Source organism: Paenibacillus sp. ACRRY, from assembly GCF_022346995.1.
Lineage (GTDB): Bacteria > Bacillota > Bacilli > Paenibacillales > Paenibacillaceae > Paenibacillus.
In genome coordinates this window covers 215,493-231,025 of the sequence record NZ_JAKRNM010000006.1, presented here as the reverse complement: position 1 = coordinate 231,025, position 15,533 = coordinate 215,493, and the positions used below count along the sequence as shown (strand labels likewise).

General features: G+C 47.5%; 17 protein-coding genes. 1 reads left to right on the top strand and 16 read right to left on the bottom strand.

All coding sequences use genetic code 11. From position 1 onward, the window contains the following. The first annotated feature begins 109 nt into the window (after positions 1-109). Positions 110-1,021, top strand: coding sequence for a TIGR01777 family oxidoreductase (locus MH144_RS21480; RefSeq protein ID WP_239304072.1), 912 nt, complete (start codon positions 110-112; stop codon positions 1,019-1,021). Here MH144_RS21480 and MH144_RS21475 read toward each other — a convergent pair. The 16 genes from MH144_RS21475 to MH144_RS21400 form a co-directional block, all read right to left on the bottom strand. After that, positions 1,010-2,803, bottom strand: a complete 1,794-nt coding sequence (locus tag MH144_RS21475; protein WP_239304070.1) for a DUF6382 domain-containing protein — start codon at positions 2,801-2,803, stop codon at positions 1,010-1,012. The two genes, MH144_RS21480 and MH144_RS21475, sit on opposite strands and share 12 nt — an antisense overlap. Positions 2,804-2,860: 57 nt before the next feature. Then, positions 2,861-3,388 carry an A24 family peptidase gene (locus tag MH144_RS21470; RefSeq protein ID WP_481857382.1) on the bottom strand — a complete coding sequence of 176 codons (528 nt, stop codon included), beginning with the start codon at positions 3,386-3,388 and terminating at the stop codon, positions 2,861-2,863. 4 nt (positions 3,389-3,392) lie between these two features. Next, complete coding sequence (locus MH144_RS21465; RefSeq protein ID WP_239304068.1) at positions 3,393-4,424, bottom strand: TadE/TadG family type IV pilus assembly protein; 1,032 nt, start codon at positions 4,422-4,424, stop codon at positions 3,393-3,395. A 31-nt stretch (positions 4,425-4,455) separates the two neighbouring features. Beyond that, entirely contained in the window at positions 4,456-6,738 is a 2,283-nt protein-coding gene (locus tag MH144_RS21460) for a hypothetical protein (RefSeq protein ID WP_239304066.1), read from the bottom strand. Next, positions 6,665-7,339 carry a TadE/TadG family type IV pilus assembly protein gene (locus MH144_RS21455; RefSeq protein ID WP_239304064.1) on the bottom strand — a complete coding sequence of 225 codons (675 nt, stop codon included), beginning with the start codon at positions 7,337-7,339 and terminating at the stop codon, positions 6,665-6,667. The genes MH144_RS21460 and MH144_RS21455 overlap by 74 nt, the downstream gene beginning before the upstream one ends. Then, entirely contained in the window at positions 7,323-7,511 is a 189-nt protein-coding gene (locus MH144_RS21450; RefSeq protein WP_095289191.1) for a Flp1 family type IVb pilin, read from the bottom strand. The genes MH144_RS21455 and MH144_RS21450 overlap by 17 nt, the downstream gene beginning before the upstream one ends. A gap of 11 nt (positions 7,512-7,522) precedes the next feature. Further along, complete coding sequence (locus MH144_RS21445; protein ID WP_239304062.1) at positions 7,523-8,392, bottom strand: type II secretion system F family protein; 870 nt, start codon at positions 8,390-8,392, stop codon at positions 7,523-7,525. A gap of 12 nt (positions 8,393-8,404) precedes the next feature. Then, positions 8,405-9,166: a type II secretion system F family protein gene (locus MH144_RS21440; RefSeq protein ID WP_239304060.1), complete on the bottom strand. Its 762-nt coding sequence runs from the start codon at positions 9,164-9,166 to the stop codon at positions 8,405-8,407. Between the two features lie 21 nt (positions 9,167-9,187). Further along, positions 9,188-10,492, bottom strand: a complete 1,305-nt coding sequence (locus tag MH144_RS21435) for a TadA family conjugal transfer-associated ATPase (RefSeq protein ID WP_239304091.1) — start codon at positions 10,490-10,492, stop codon at positions 9,188-9,190. Continuing rightward, a complete protein-coding gene (locus MH144_RS21430; protein WP_239304090.1) occupies positions 10,492-11,712 on the bottom strand; it encodes a nucleotide-binding protein in 1,221 nt (406 codons plus the stop codon). The genes MH144_RS21435 and MH144_RS21430 overlap by 1 nt, the downstream gene beginning before the upstream one ends. Before the next feature lie 179 nt (positions 11,713-11,891). Continuing rightward, on the bottom strand, positions 11,892-12,275 hold the full coding sequence (locus MH144_RS21425) for a VOC family protein (protein WP_095289187.1): 384 nt from the start codon (positions 12,273-12,275) through the stop codon (positions 11,892-11,894). A 231-nt stretch (positions 12,276-12,506) separates the two neighbouring features. After that, positions 12,507-13,370 carry a DUF6612 family protein gene (locus MH144_RS21420; protein ID WP_239304058.1) on the bottom strand — a complete coding sequence of 288 codons (864 nt, stop codon included), beginning with the start codon at positions 13,368-13,370 and terminating at the stop codon, positions 12,507-12,509. 97 nt (positions 13,371-13,467) lie between these two features. After that, positions 13,468-13,890, bottom strand: coding sequence for a thiol-disulfide oxidoreductase DCC family protein (locus MH144_RS21415; protein ID WP_239304056.1), 423 nt, complete (start codon positions 13,888-13,890; stop codon positions 13,468-13,470). Positions 13,891-14,039: 149 nt separating this feature from the next. Continuing rightward, positions 14,040-14,318 (bottom strand): hypothetical protein, encoded by a 279-nt coding sequence (locus MH144_RS21410; RefSeq protein WP_095289182.1) that lies wholly within the window; start codon positions 14,316-14,318, stop codon positions 14,040-14,042. Between the two features lie 150 nt (positions 14,319-14,468). Then, positions 14,469-14,714, bottom strand: a complete 246-nt coding sequence (locus tag MH144_RS21405; protein ID WP_024629326.1) for a zinc ribbon domain-containing protein — start codon at positions 14,712-14,714, stop codon at positions 14,469-14,471. A 205-nt stretch (positions 14,715-14,919) separates the two neighbouring features. After that, positions 14,920-15,339, bottom strand: coding sequence for an organic hydroperoxide resistance protein (locus MH144_RS21400; protein ID WP_095289181.1), 420 nt, complete (start codon positions 15,337-15,339; stop codon positions 14,920-14,922). Positions 15,340-15,533: the final 194 nt, after the last annotated feature.

Sequence of the window (15,533 nt, the reverse complement as noted above, 5' to 3'; positions counted from 1 at the left end):
CAACACACGAGCTCCATCAGGTAAGTCATTCGCAGACAGGCATTGCTTACCGCCGGGGCTGTTTGTTGATCCGCCATTTATGAAATTCACAATACAGGAGGGCTGAAGCATGAGAATCGCCATATGTGGAGGAACCGGATTTGTGGGAAGTGCACTTGTAGATTACTGGCTGCAAGCAGGTCATCAGGTTCAGATTATCACGCGCAAACTGCCTGATCTTCATGATCCGGGTGAACGCCTTACATATATATCTTGGGAACAGCTTGAAGAAAGACCTCATTTGCTGGAAGGTTTGGATGCTCTGGTGAACCTTGCCGGGGAAACGCTGAATCAGCGTTGGACGACCAAGGCCAAGCTGGAGATTGTGGAATCGAGGGTAACGACGGTATCCAAGGTAGCCCGGCTGCTGGATAAACTTGAACATAAACCGGAAGTTGTCGTGCAGGCATCTGCCATGGCTATTTACGGTACCTCTCCGTCGGAGACATTTGATGAAAGTTCCCCGCAGAAATCAATGAATTTTCCGTCCCGGGTTGCCGAACAATGGGAGATCGCTGCAGATGCAATTCAAGATGTAAGACTGGTCAAAATTCGTGTCAGCCTCGTACTTGGTCATAAAAGAGGAGCATTTCCGTTAATGAAGCTGCCATATATGCTTGGTGTAGGCGGCAAAATCGGCAGTGGCCAACAGTGGACGACCTGGATACACATATTGGATATTGTAAGGCTTATTGATTTTACGATAAATAATAAGGAAATCTCGGGTCCGGTGAACGCGTCCGCTCCGAATCCCGTGACCAATGACGAGTTTGGACGCACAGTTGGCAAGGTCTATCACCGTCCACATTGGTTCCCGGTCCCCGGTTTCCTGATTAAAGCAATGGTCGGAGAACTCTCTGTCGTATTGCTTCAGGGGCAGCGTGTCATTCCACAGAAGGCACTGGATTACGGATTTCAATTCACCTTTCCAACCTTAACCGATGCCCTGGAAGATTTGAAGCATCGTGGATTATCCGACTGAACGGTAGATATAGATGGATTCTGCCAGCGTAAAGGTATCCCCGTCTTCCAGTGGATATTCTTTATAGGGTGCAAGAGGCTTGCCCTGCAGAAGGGTGCCATTCACAGAACCCAGATCCTTAATGACATAGCCCGATTTGTTCCGGCTCAATTCCACATGAGCACGGGACACACCGGTTGTTGAATCCACCCATTGAACCATCTCTGCCGATCGGCCGATAACAAACGAAGCTCCTTGTACATCCATCCGCTCATTCTGGTTACTTGTCTTTGATTTGCGTTCAAGATAGAAGGATGGCGTTACAGGACCAACGCCCTTTACTGCTTCCCCAGTCATACTTTGCAGATTTACTGTTGCCTCCGTTTCAGATTCGTTTTTAGTCAGCTCAGACGTTGGTGCAGTAATAGTATCGAACTGATGGATCATAGGTGATGATGCTGATTTTGGTTCGGTATGTAATCGTTGAAAGCGTGAATTCAGAGTTGTATTGGCATACCCCTGTGCAGGTGGGTCATTGTCAGTCTTCGACTCTGAATTGTTCCAGCGCCAGCTCTCCTGATATAACTCCTCTTCTTCCTCTTCATTTTTATTTCGTTTATGACCTAATTTCAAAAAAGAGGCTTGATCCATCCTTTTGGGCCCTGCCGCTTTGGATAAGCCGAATTTCCCTTTGCTAATCCAGGCCCAGCCAGCAACAGCAAGTAAGGCGACACTTAGAACGATGGATATTATCATAGGTGTCTGCCCGGGCTGCTCCATGTAAGCAAATCTCCATACCAGGGCTATGCCTACCATGCAAATAAGAATAATGTACGTCACTTTCGATGTTCCAGGCTTTTGTTCCATTTCCATGTTCACATCAAGTGTAGCTTCGTTAGATTTGTTCACCGCTGGATCGGCCCTGTCTGGAAAAGGGGATGGGACTTCTCTAGAAGGACGTGCGCTCAGGAAGCTTGGACTAAACCTGTTACTGTTCGCCCCTTCCTCTTCTAATACTGGATCCGACTGAAGACGAGAATTGGAATACTTTTCAGCCCGCATGTTGTCCTGGTCATGCTTTGATTGGTTATTTTCTCTATGAAAACGTGCCAATTGCGGAAGCTCAGGTTCAGATTCAGCATTAGCAGAACGTTCGTTCATAGTCCCATTCTCTCTTGATTCCTTGACATGGGAAGAAAAAAATGTTGAGCCTCCTGGCCCCGCCTGTTCATCTGCGTAGAGTCCCAGCAACAATTCACGCAGCTGTCCGACATCCCACTGTTCGTCATCACATAGCTGTAGAACCTGCTGAATGCCTTCACCCTGCAACTCCTGCACATGAGGCATCAGCCGGATGACAAGTTCACGGAATTGCCCCGGAGTCGGATCTGCAACCACAGAATCCTGAATGGGTACATAAACCATTCCCAGCTCCCCTTGCTCCAGTGAACCTTTTACAAATATGCTCTCTTCCTGCAGCATCAGTTTACGGGGTTCGAGCATGTACTGACGGCATTCCGTGAAGGTGTCTGCGAGTTGAAACAATAGACCGTACAGCACACGCAGTTTAATTTTGCCTGCCTTTAAGAACTGGGACAACATTTTATACCCGGAAATATCATATTGAAGAGTAACATTCCGATCCACCTCACGAATATGGAGCGGAAGCAAGCGGGGAATATCATTGGAGGACATCATCCCCGTCTGTACACGGCTTAATTCTTCCATCCGTAATCCTTCGGCTTTTTCCAGAACCATAAATGCTCCGCCGTTCCGTATAAAATCTTTCGTTAATCCATACATGCCAATCCTCTCTTTCCAGTGTAAATTCCAAATTCAACTTACTTTTCTTGTATCGTTCTATGAAATCATATAAACATAGGCACTGATAAAGCCTGGCAATACAGCCAGCATGAACGGAAACTTCAACGTTTTCTCCTTGCTGACCAGTTTAAGCGAACCCAGCATGAAAAAGCCTGCAAGCCCACCGGCCATGTTACGAATCCGTTTGGCTGAATCCCTGCGGAACAACAGAATAATTAAGCCAATTGCCCCGGCATATAGAACGGAATACACCACAACGTGGATTCCAAAAGAAATGCCTGTCCATGCACCAATCCCGCCAAACAGTTTTACATCTCCAGCTCCTACTGCTCCGATTGCGTACATCAGAAACAAAATACCAAAACAAGCTGCAAACCCGGCGGCAGAGAAAATCACCCCTTCCCATCCACCCCATATCCCATGGGCCAGCAAACCTAGAGCGGTTACAGGCAATGTCAGCAGATTCGGAATTTTCATGGATCGTACATCGGTTACAAAGGCAGTCACTACGTATAAGCCACAAACTACAATGAACCATTCCACCCCCATCACTCCTCTATCCATATCACTATTTTCTCGATGCTACATTAAATTCCGTTGTTGTCTTGCTGCCATCCGCAGTTTCCACTACAAATGTCCAGGTCCCTTCCGTCGTACGAGTACCTACAAACCAGTTCCACTCAATCACGCCATTATCATCCGCTGTAGCCCAGCCAATATGTTTAGCTGTACTTTCTCCCGACTTATAAAATATGGTTAGATTTGCAGTGGCCCCAGGTTCCACCTGAACCTTGATTGTCGCATTATTCCCTATGTACGCAGGCTCTGGCTTGGATAACACCGTTATAGAACCTGAAGCATCGCCATCGCCCTCATTACTATTTGAACCTTCTCCCGTATCTCCGATCCATACGCGTTCAGCGGCAGCAGCCTGAATCCGTAATGCTTTGCCGAGGAAAGGCACTTTAATCGGCAGTTCATAACTGAGCTCCAGTCTGAAATACGGATTCGTTTTGTTCTTGAGATCCGGCACAGATATCCCGTTAACATGTATACGCTCCATATCCAGCAATACCGGATCTATAAAAGGTTGAAGCAAAGGTTTTACAGCTGGATCAAGTACAGTCTCGATAACGGATGTCTTAATCTCCTGCAAAGGCTGCTCCCCACTGGCTGCGGCCGCACGCACCCAATTGCTTAGCGGTTCCGGCAGAGACGAGGCATACTCTTCAGCCCACTCCGTCAGAGACAACTCTGGTATGCTCCAGCCGCTTCCCGTCTCTCCACCACCAGCGGAATCCGATGGAGTGAAGACAAGTGAGACTGGATAGATCTTGGTGGAGAGCTGCTTTACGGCTTCACCCGCTGTACTTTGCAGGGCTGTCGTGATCAGTGTCATTTGCACAATGTAGACGAGGAACATGACAAAGAACAGAAACACAGGCAGAACGAGCGAAGCTTCCAATACGATGCTCCCCTGTTCCTTTTGCGAAGAGTTTGCCTTCTTCGGCAGAGATTTCAATTGTCCCAGTTTCCGCAACCGTGTTAATCGAAGCAGCCATCGCGCATATTCTTTTTGTTCTAGCTCCTGCTTCTCCATAATCCCTCCACCTGAAAAGATACTGCTTGAATCAATAGGAATAATCTGTCCTCCGGTCTATGAACAATCGTCCATCTTCAACCTGGTCTGCATTCCCCATAACTGCACCTATACTTTTAATCACCCCTGGCAAAAACCATAACTTTACACTGCTGCGTATGTTCCCTGATGCATACGTTTGTTTTTCATCCGGATTAACGCCTGTATTCAGCCGAATCAATGCCAGCATTCTGGACATTTTTCTTTCATTGTTACTGTGCATTAAAAGGAATAGTCTTAGATGGTCCCTGTATGTAAGCTTAACCTTGATAAATTTGGACAACTCCACACTGCCCTCTTTGGAGAGCTTCACCATATCCGCAATAGCGTGGGTAATTCCGTATAATATTGCAGCCGATAACACCAGAAGGGGATTACCGAGTTTACTGTTCTCAATTAATCCTTCTGCGGTTCGAATCGCCAAGCGCATACCAAATATCTCTGCATATGCAGCCGCAATGTTGCCTGAAGGATTGTGAAACCCGTAAATGATATATTCCAGCTCCTGATTCTCCAGTTTGAAGACCTCACTCGAATCCCCGCTCCCTTCAGTCCAATCGAGCAGCTGTCCAAAATCCATCGAATTAAAATAAGCGAGTGCGTATTCATTCTGGAATAATTCATCCCCTAGACTATCCAGCAGGCCAGACATACCGCCAAATAAACTGTCCATTCCATTCATGGCGTCACCGCCTGAATCGTAAGGATCACCTGCAATTTTCGCCTTTTTGGCCTCCTCCCGGTTAGCCTGGTTAAATGCAATGTTGGCATTATAATATTGCTCCAACTGCTTGAATGCTTCCGTTGATCCGGAATGTCCATTTTCAATCTGTGACAATATGCGCTTTATGTCTTTTAATTTTGCCTTGGACTCCTTGTCGTTGGCCTTGCGCTGCGCATCAGATCCCCGACCTTCCTCAAGCAGCTGTTTGCTTTGAAGAATGACATTGGATGCACCATTTCGTACATAAGAGTCCATGTATCGTTCTGTGACCTGACTTGCCTGTCTCACAGCAGGCTTAACAGGCACACCGCTCTGACCCGTCACATTGCGAAGCTGTGTATTCAGCTCAAGGCTGTCTTTTCTAACCTGATTAAAGTCTGAGGTCTGGGAGCGGATATGTCCTTTTAACTGATCAAACAATGAATCGGCTCTCACCAACTCAGAGGCAAGTGAACGAGTATCTTTGGCTTCGCTGCCTGATCCGGTAGATGGTGGACTCTGCCCAGGGAGGCTTGAATTCCCAACCTTTTCATAACTCGCATTTTGCGAACGGTTCTCCCCTTCAGCGATAACCCGCTTCATTTCCTCGTTAAGATTACGTGCTTCTTCAATTAGAGTCTGAGCTTCCTCGAGTTTCGTCTGATGCGCCTGTTGTGCCGACTGCAGAACCATACTTATGCCGGTCACCACATTACCAACACCTGTCCGGTAACGAGCCAGCTCCAGAATATACTGCTGCTGATTGAATGGCAGTCCTTCATCTGCTTGTTTTTTGCTTAGATAATCCGTATAACGTGCTGCGATCTCGCCAGCAGTCTCCGGCGTTTCTTCCATCATTTCATCGTAAATGGCAGGTGAGGGAGGGCTCATGATCAGATCAGGAAGATCTTTCAATGTATTCGCCGAATCAATCTGATTGGCTATCGCCTCATCCAGCAATTCTTCTCTTTTGTCATATAGCTTCTGTAATTTCTTGAGCAAGTCTACCGTATGCGCGGCTTCTTTCATTTCCTCCGACATTGGCTTGAAGCGATTGACCACCTCTAACGTGAAATCAACCGGAGCCCGATATTTCATGTCCTCCTGGATCTGCCGATTGAAGATATCATACCTGCCTAGTTCCCGTTCCATGCTTAGGGAGGTTGTGTCCCACTGGATATCCAAAATGGGGAATCCATCCTTCACAGCCGATGGCTTCACGCTATCATTCAGCACCTTAGCCATAATGGCTTCACCACTGCTATCTCCATAACCAAACAGGCCATACTCCCGGAGTGAAGTGTCGTATGCAGACATCACCGATCTCAACGCTGCATGAGCCATGCGTTCTGACTGAACTTTGAAGGCGGCTATCCGGGCATAATCAATGAATACCGCGACAAACATGTAGATTCCCGCCAGGATTAAGATCAAGAACAGGGTCACAGCACCTGATTCACCGTCTTTTTTTCTGAACAGCGCTGGTCTCCTCCTCTCTCTACTTTTTGGTTTTGCCAAAATGCTGCAGGACTTGTCCTGCTTCAGCTGCTGTACCGGTTGCCACGCCGCCATTCCCTTTGAATTTGGCAGCGTAATAACGGACCAAATCCACCGTTCGGATAAATTCCGCCGGCTCGACAACCGCTGATGAACCTTGCGTCAGAACGCGGTTACCCGAATCAAACAAAAAAGAAGGCAGCGGCAAAGAAATAACCTGCTCCAGCTTGGTCGTAACTTTCCGCTGTATCAAGGAGTTCTGATATTCAATCGTCCCGCGCATCCCACCGGGCATGCCTTGAACGGCTTGGGACAACTTCTGTTCAGTCAAGCTCCCGCCTTCACCAGCGGGCACGGAGACACTGATCTGATTATCCGCGCCAGCCCAGCCAAACAGAGCTCCGAGCAATCGGTCATCCGTTAATCTCCAGTAGAGATTGTCATGTTCGCCTGCCGCTACTTCACCTGTCATGGCCTGCTTGTGACTGTTATCCCAACTGTAGGCGGCTCGTTCCGATGCTGCATAGGCATGCTGGTTTAAAAAGGTTTTTTGATACATATACATCGTGAAAAACAGAATTAACACAAGAATAAACAGCACCACCGGGAAGACCAGGGAAGCCTCGATCGTGAAGCTTCCATCTTCCCTTTTGAATCGTTTACTCAAAGAATTCATCACTCTTCTTGCTAACTTGACCAAGTAAACGAGTTACCAAGGTTTTAATTTGATCTTTGAAAATCAATGCAATAATAATGATGACGCCAATAATCAGAATCAGCTCCAGCGTACCCAGACCGTCCTCTTCGTTCCAAAATGTACTTGCTTTGCTTTTCAATATCTCCTGCATTTCCATTCCTCCTACATATTCATCATCATAAAAGCAGGTGCTCCGATCATTACCACAATCGTAAAAAAGATCAGAACCATCGGAAACACCAATTTGGAAGATGCCTGTTCTCCCTTTGCCCGACTGACAGCCTTGCGTTTCTCCCACAACACATGTGACAGATCCCGCAGCGCGAGTACAAAGTCACCTCCCCCACGCCGGAAATTCAGCAGGACTGTCGTCGTAAAAATCGTAACTTCCTGCACACCACAGCGGCGGCTGAACTGTTCAAACGACTGTTGAAAAGAGTAGCCATTATTCCAATCCCCGACCGTCTTTCGCAGCTCGTTGTAGAGCGGATGGTCTCGCTCACCCTGACTTGCCACACAGTGAACGATAGCCCTTTGCACGGTTTCCCCTGCCCCAACAAGCAGCACAATCCGGTTTAACAACTCGGGCAGCTCCATAAGAATATCCTGGTCTCTTCGCTGTACCTTGGTATGAAGATCTTTATAGAGTGCAAAAGGCAGTGCAACCGCGAGGGCAAGCCCGCCTAACAGACCTCCATTTCCCATATCGCCAACGAGTGATAACAAGCAGCCCACAAGCAGCATCAGCCAGGCATACGTCAGCATTTCAGCACTATAGAGCATCGTTTTCTCTCCGCTGTGCTGTATGCCGTACATTTTCTGGATGGCATGCTGCATGCGGTACATCAGCACGGGCAATCTTCGGCCTACCTCGTATCTGTCCAGTAAAAACAGAAAGGGACCATGCAGTTTTTTCAGACGCAGTCCTTCCATATGAAGTTTGCGCAGATGACGATAGGTCTGTCCTCGCGTTCGATCCAGCACCAGCCACCCCGCTCCGAGCACCCCTCCGAATATAACGGGAAGCAGCATCGAATCAGCTCCTTATACTTTGATATCCATAATGCGTGTAATCCACAGATAACAGCAGGCGAGCAATACCAAAGCCACGCTGGAGATCAGATATCCCATACCGCTATACAGTGGTTCCATGAAATCCTTGGCCGTCAAATTCAAAAAAATAAGAAAAATAAAAGGCGCAGCAAACATCGCCTTGGACTCAAACCTTTTCTGTGCCACAGCGACCATGATATCCTGCTGGATGTCCAACTTCTCGCCAATCACAGCAGAGGTTCGGCGAACCACCTCGACCAGGTCTCCACCAGTCCGCTTGCACGTGATGAATACGTCTGCAAAATTCGTTATATCCTCGATGCCAGCCCGATCAGAAAAGTCCTGCAGCGCCTCCTCAATCGGTTGCCCATATTCCATTCTTGTCCGCAAAATAGTGAACTCCCGAATGAGATCGGTATCCGCTTCAGGATTGAGCATCCGCAGATCTTCTACCGATTCCTTAAATCCATTCTCCACGGATTTCCCCGCAGCCAGGGCGGAGGATAACGCATATAGCGCTTGTTTAAAATGTAAACTCAGTGTCATTCGTCTTCGTTCCAGCAGTACCTTTGTCCAGTGTTTTGGCACCCATATGCATCCCGCAGCCAATATCACCCCTGCCAGCCAGTGGTGATAGAACAAAATACCGACACCGAAAAATAGCAGTCCACTAATCAACATGCAGACGGTTTGTTGTCTACCGGATAGCGTGTATACGGTATAATCTGTTAACACCTGCCTGGACTCACCCAACCTAATCACCTTCTAACCGCTTCAATTTACCTTGTTATCCGAAACTTCTAATTGCTTATAGTACCGCCCTATGTATTCACTCAGCCAATCCCCAAGCCCGGCCATTTGGATTTTCTCAACCTGCTTCAACTTTCCAACCTGTACCAACCCTCCAATGATCTTGCCTTCCCTTTCATCCCGTTCCTGGAATCGAAAGAGTGGATTTAGCAGCACTTCTCCGTCCTTCATGCCAATGACTTCACTGATTTCCGTCACTCGTCTTGAACGGTCTCTCAGCCGTGATAGATGAACGAAGATATCAATTGCCGAGCTAATCTGCTGCCGCACAACTGAAATAGGAAGTTCGGCCCCGCTGAGTACCATCGTCTCCAATCTGCTGATCATGTCCGAGATGTTATTGGCATGCCCTGTAGACAATGATCCATCATGCCCGGTATTCATGGCCTGCAGCATATCGAGTGCCTCTGCCCCCCGAACCTCACCGATCACAATCCGGTTGGGTCTCATCCGTAGTGAGGACTTGATCAGATCCCGGATGGAAATTTCACCCTTGCCCTCGGTATTGGCGTTCCGCGTCTCCAGCGACACCAGATTCGGCACCGTGACAATCTGCAGCTCGGCGGAATCTTCAATCGTAATAATCCGTTCATCCGGAGGGATAAACTGTGATAATGCATTCAGAAAGGTCGTTTTCCCTGACCCGGTTCCTCCCCCGATGAAGATATTGAATTTGCTGCGCACCAACTGCTGCAGCAGCTCTGCCGCTTCCTCATGCAAGGCACCTTTTCCAATCAGGTCCGACATGGTCATCGGTTCACTTGGGAACTTCCGAATCGTCATGGTGGGACCTTTTAGCGCAATTGGCGGTAACACAATATTGACCCGTGAACCGTCCTTGAGGCGCGCATCCACAATAGGGGAAGACTCATTTACGATCCGGTTCACCCCGGAGACGATCATCTGGATAATATCCTCCAGCCGTTCTCTGGATTCGAATTCGAGCTGAATTTGGCTAACTTCCCCTTCCTGCTCGACAAAGATCTCCCGGTGACTATTAATCATAATCTCCGTAATGTCAGGATGATCCACCAGGGGTTGAAGAATATCCAACCCGCGAAACGAATCAAACAGCCTCTGCACCAGCGCATGTCGTTCTCCAGATGTCAGGTCATCCAGTTCCGGATCAGATAACACCTTGCGCTCAATCCCCTGCCACAGTTCCTTGTCTCCCGCTGAAGACGTTAAGTCAAGGCCTGCCCTGACTTCCCGGCGCATGTTCTGGAATTGTTCTTCACGGTCCAAAACTCTATGGGATGCATCACTCATCATGCCCACCCATCTCCCATATGGATGCGACCCGTCTGCTTCGGATCATCCTCTCCGTCCTGTACAAGCATGGCACACAGCCTTTTGACCTCACGCTGAAATATGGGAGAGCTTAGCAGCACTTCCTCCTGATGAAGCTGCTTCCAGGAAGGAATATAAGGCAGCACTGCATCCAGCTGCAGCTCGGGCCGTGGAACGGCATTGACCACGCTGTCTCGGTACTTGTTTACCACAAAGCGAGCACGATCCAGTACACTTTCAGCCAAGTCAGGCTCAGTCCGCTCTGCATGCGCCAGCCATTGTCCCCAGCGATGCATGGCAGACAGGTCATCTTCAACCAGCCATACCAAGGCATCTGCTGCTTTCAAAACGCCTTGACTGCGTCCATCCCAACCCGAGTCTCCATCCAGAATCAACACGTCATATTGCCCGGATGTGGACAAATAATCTACGAGCCCCATCGTATCTTCACACGACATCTGCAGTAATTCCTTCCGGTTGGATAATGGCCAGAACACATCGGCCTTCAGTCCATCATGACGAAGCACGTAACCATCTATGCCCTTGGAGGTAGCCTGCGCAGTCACCTGCCCGTGCTTGCCCGATTCCTTCCTCCCAACCTTGAGATCATACAGCAGCCGGGACAGCCCCGTTTCAGCATCCGGAACACGCTGTACACTTCGGGATAACCCCTTCTCGAGGAACGGCAGCACACTATCCAACGTCTCCAGATTAAGATAGAGTACAGCGTAGCCTGCCAGTCCGAGTTGCTTTGCCATATGCAGTGCCACTGCTGTCTTGCCGCTTCCTCCCGAAGCTGACACCACTCCAATGGAAAGGGTTTGCTGTCCTGGGCGATAGACCTTTTTGCGACGAGGCTGCCTGCTTGCATTCAGAACGCTATCCAACAATGCAGGCAGAGGTTGATATTTCATTAACCGCTTGTCTTCCTCCACCTCCTCATAACCTTCACTGAGAAGCAGCCAAGGCACACCAGGACTTTCACCCAAACTTTCCAGCCAGGGATTTAGAAACTCAGGTTCCGCAATAACCAGATCCGGCGGTTCCTTTCCTTCATGTTCATGCATATGCTCCTGGAACGATCCCCACTGTGAAAAGGCGGTGAATCGCATCGCTGCACCAAACGAACTCCCCTGCACGAAATCAAGCCAGGCACTGACATACTCCTTGTCTTTTGAAGCAAGTACAGCCTTCAACACAATCAATTTCTCCTCCCCTCCCTGTAGAAAAGCACAAAAAAACACCGACCATGATCCGCATGTAACATGCAAGATTATGGACGGTGCTTCCGTCACGTGCTATGAATGTATGGATAATATAGCATACAATTTCTGGGCGAGCAAGAGATTTATACAATTACAATATGATGCCGCCATCCTTATGAATGATAAGGTGCATCAAATTCAATAATGTTACGATCCGGATCCAGGACAAAGATCTGCGCGAACCCGGCAACGCTATCCGGTCTTGCTTCATACTCAATCCCCTGCTTTTCCAGCCAGGCTATCGTTTCGTTGTGACTTTTCACCCAGATGGCAAAGTGCCCGTCCGTCGTATCAATTCCCGCCTCACGCAGCGTATGTCCTTGCGGATGCTGGAGCAGATGCAGCTGCTGACTGCCAATCGCGTACCATGTGCCTGTAGAGCGGAAAGGCGGACGTTCAATCTCCTGCATACCTAGCAGCCCGGTATAAAATTGCTTGGCAACATCCAGATCACGCACAGCCAGGCTAACATGATGTATATGAGCATATTCAATCATCGCATAATTCTCCTTCCAAGTAATTTGATATCAATATAAGTTAATCGCTTACACGACTATACTATACCTTCGTGCTTCCTGACCAGTTGTTGAAAAGAGAAAAAACACCCTTGATCCAAGCGGGCATCCTCTCTGGCACGCCTACTTGAGTCAAAGGTGTTTTCAAAAATAAGCCACGTTACATGGATTTAAAAAGGGAGGCCTACCCTTTTATCAAGCTCGAATCTCTCTCTATTTTGCGCTATCCAATGCTTCCTGTGGAATCTCAATCTCTTCTACCTGGTTATGGTTGGAGAAGGCGCTGGTCATCTTCATGTCCATCGTGATTTTCTGGCCTTCCTGCTCCATCTCCATCACCATATTCACGTCTGTACCAACAGGGAGATACGTCTCCTTATTCACCATATATTTCATTTGCATACTTGTAATATTCATTTGCTCAAGCATCGCTTGTGTCTGGGCGTCCGTTCCATTCTGCTCCATGACGGATTGAGCGAGTTCCTTCACGTTATCACCGGATACGTCTGCGTTAATGACATAATTGTCGCCCTCTTCGGTGATTTTCGTATCTTCCGCAATTTTATTGAATTGATCCAATTCTTCTTCCGGGTTCAGGGTTGATTTCATTTGCTCAATCAGCTGCTTCGTTTGATCATCCGGGATTTTAACCCATTGATCTCCCACCTGCGAATAGATGGCATCGGAAGTAATATACTGCTTCACATTTTGTGCTTCCTGGCCGGACATTTCCATGTTCATCTCCTGATAAATCATCATTGGATCTTTGATGATATCCATCTTCAGTGATGTTTTTACCTGCTGATCCTGTGACTGTTCGCCAGCCTCCAGCTTCAAATTCTGATCAATGGTTGCATCGCTCGAGAAGCTTTTCAATTCCTTGGCTGCTTCATTGGTTTTGGTAATCAATTCTTCCAGTGTAGGGACCTGTGTTTCCTGCTCTGCAGGTGTATTCCCCTCGTTTGTCGCTTCGTTGCCGGCCGGCGGCGTTGCAGTGCTGTTATCCGCATCGTCACCGCATGCTGTCAAGCTTACTGCCAATAATGCCCCGATAATGAATGTAGTCCACTTCTTCAACTGTTTTTCCTCCCAAAATAAATATGATCCGTATTCATTACCCAAATGTTTCCTTTATTAATCATGTTTGTTGTATACACCATTGCTCTAGCACGATTTACAAAAACCGATTCTTGATCTCAGGTGTCGGCAGCATACACGCTTCATCCTTGCCAAACCACCGGTAACGATTACGGGCAACCCAGTTATATACGGCATTACGAAGGAATTTGGGCACAATAATGAAGACATATAATAATGGATATGGAAATTTCAGACCTTTGGCCAGCCGCAGTGCAGCTGTCGAACGTGTATAGTAACGGCCATTCTCGATAAGGACAAACGTATCCATGCTGTCTGTAGATAGATTCCCTTTCTTCAGCAAGTCCTTGGCTACATCGGATTGGAGCGATGCAAAATGGTATTTTCCTTCCGGATCACGTTTGATAATCCATTTGGTTAATCCTTGGCAGAAGTGACAAACCCCGTCCACAAGTACAATCGGGTGTCCCTCATGCTCATCCGCTCGAATTGATGTCATAATTGAAGCCTCCTCATTTATGCTGTTAGATTAACTTACCCACTTTTCACCTTCACGTTCGGTTATCCTCAAAATTTATACGACGCAAAAGAAATAGAATAGAAAAAGAGCGCAGGCTCTAAAGCCTACGCTCGTATCTGTTTGGGCAATTACTCAGCAATTGCCTTTTCCATCCACTCATCTTCAATCATTTGTTGGTGCAGGTCTCCTGCCCATTGGTCCATGCATTTGCAAATGAAATCTTTGCGGCATACTGGACAAGGCGTTTTCTGCAGACGGCTGATCGCTGTCATCTTCCATTCCGGAGATTTGGAGTAGAATACGCGGCACTGTGTGCCATCTACCAGCTTCATCGTAAATTCATACAATCCGTCATTTTCGTTTTTGCTAGCTACTTGCAATTTTGCAATACGTGGTCTATAAGACATGGATATCACCTGTCAATTCAAATTTGTTTCCTGCATGACTTTTCTCAGTACTAAGTCATATTAAAGAAATTTTAGTTCGATGTCAACTCAGGGAGCACGAACCTTCCAGCTTATTTTGAATTGATTCCATGCCGACCAAGTTATGCCACACTATCCACCGAACAAAATATCCAATATTGTGCCTACCTGGCCCTGCTTTTTGCCTTTCAGTACATCGGGGTCGAACACTTCCACATAACCACATGAGGAACAGGCTACGAACAAATAGTGGTTATGCTGGATGTCGAACATTTTGCTAAGACCAGCCCCGGACATGGACACTTCCTTGATGTTACAATCTGTTCCCCGACATTTCGTACATACAAACCTTCGCTCAATCATCTCTTCAATACTCATTTGCGTTCCCCCTTTTTCAGATGCCTGGCATGAAGCAAGAGTATAATTATGTAAAAGAGTACGCGATCTGACCTGCAATCTCCTGCATTTCATAGGATTTTAAAATACAAAGCCCTGCCGTTTGCCAGCAGGGCTTGTACCGAACAACAGGTATCCAAGATAGCCTGCTTAATATATCTCTCCCTTTACTTCAGCGAGTATCGGTTTATACCACGTTCAGTACGACATCAATGTTGCCACGAGTCGCTTTGGAATACGGACAAAAATCATGAGCTTTGCGAGCCAGATCCTCTGCCTGACTATGATCCACACCCGGCATGCTTACATCCAGCCGGACCGACAACTGGAATCCGTCATCCGCAGGGTCTTTTCCAATGGATACATTACTTGTTACCGTCACATCTTCCAGTTTAACACCGGCTTTACGCGCCACGTTGGCAAGAGCACTTTCGTAACATGCACCGTAGCCTGCTGCAAAGAGCTGCTCAGGGTTTGTACCTTCACCGCCGGATCCACCCAGCTCTTTTGGCATTTTCAGATCATGTTTAAGGACTCCATCCGATGAAGTTACCGAACCTGTACGTCCACCTTTGACTGTCGCAGTTGCTGTATATAAAGCTTCCATTAGAATCTCTCCTTTTACTCCAATATTTTTGCTGCCTACAATTCAATTTAAACTTCTGGCTCATTTTGAAACGGATTTGGGTTACTTAATCAGCTTCTGCTTCTTTGTGATTTTCATGCATCAGCCCCTCATCCCGCATAAAGCCATTTCTCTATGAAGGTAAATTTTCTGAAGTTGGGTAATATACTAAGGAT

What these genes read in the sequence shown, in the direction of transcription:
- MH144_RS21480 (WP_239304072.1), top strand. Translation starts at nt 110, where the DNA reads ATGAGAATCGCCATATGTGGAGGAACCGGATTTGTGGGAAGTGCACTT.
- MH144_RS21475 (WP_239304070.1), bottom strand. Translation starts at nt 2,803, where the DNA reads ATGTATGGATTAACGAAAGATTTTATACGGAACGGCGGAGCATTTATG.
- MH144_RS21470 (WP_481857382.1), bottom strand. Translation starts at nt 3,388, where the DNA reads ATGGATAGAGGAGTGATGGGGGTGGAATGGTTCATTGTAGTTTGTGGC.
- MH144_RS21465 (WP_239304068.1), bottom strand. Translation starts at nt 4,424, where the DNA reads ATGGAGAAGCAGGAGCTAGAACAAAAAGAATATGCGCGATGGCTGCTT.
- MH144_RS21460 (WP_239304066.1), bottom strand. Translation starts at nt 6,738, where the DNA reads ATGGCGGCGTGGCAACCGGTACAGCAGCTGAAGCAGGACAAGTCCTGC.
- MH144_RS21455 (WP_239304064.1), bottom strand. Translation starts at nt 7,339, where the DNA reads ATGAATTCTTTGAGTAAACGATTCAAAAGGGAAGATGGAAGCTTCACG.
- MH144_RS21450 (WP_095289191.1), bottom strand. Translation starts at nt 7,511, where the DNA reads ATGCAGGAGATATTGAAAAGCAAAGCAAGTACATTTTGGAACGAAGAG.
- MH144_RS21445 (WP_239304062.1), bottom strand. Translation starts at nt 8,392, where the DNA reads ATGCTGCTTCCCGTTATATTCGGAGGGGTGCTCGGAGCGGGGTGGCTG.
- MH144_RS21435 (WP_239304091.1), bottom strand. Translation starts at nt 10,492, where the DNA reads ATGAGTGATGCATCCCATAGAGTTTTGGACCGTGAAGAACAATTCCAG.
- MH144_RS21425 (WP_095289187.1), bottom strand. Translation starts at nt 12,275, where the DNA reads ATGATTGAATATGCTCATATACATCATGTTAGCCTGGCTGTGCGTGAT.
- MH144_RS21415 (WP_239304056.1), bottom strand. Translation starts at nt 13,890, where the DNA reads ATGACATCAATTCGAGCGGATGAGCATGAGGGACACCCGATTGTACTT.
- MH144_RS21410 (WP_095289182.1), bottom strand. Translation starts at nt 14,318, where the DNA reads ATGTCTTATAGACCACGTATTGCAAAATTGCAAGTAGCTAGCAAAAAC.
- MH144_RS21405 (WP_024629326.1), bottom strand. Translation starts at nt 14,714, where the DNA reads ATGAGTATTGAAGAGATGATTGAGCGAAGGTTTGTATGTACGAAATGT.
- MH144_RS21400 (WP_095289181.1), bottom strand. Translation starts at nt 15,339, where the DNA reads ATGGAAGCTTTATATACAGCAACTGCGACAGTCAAAGGTGGACGTACA.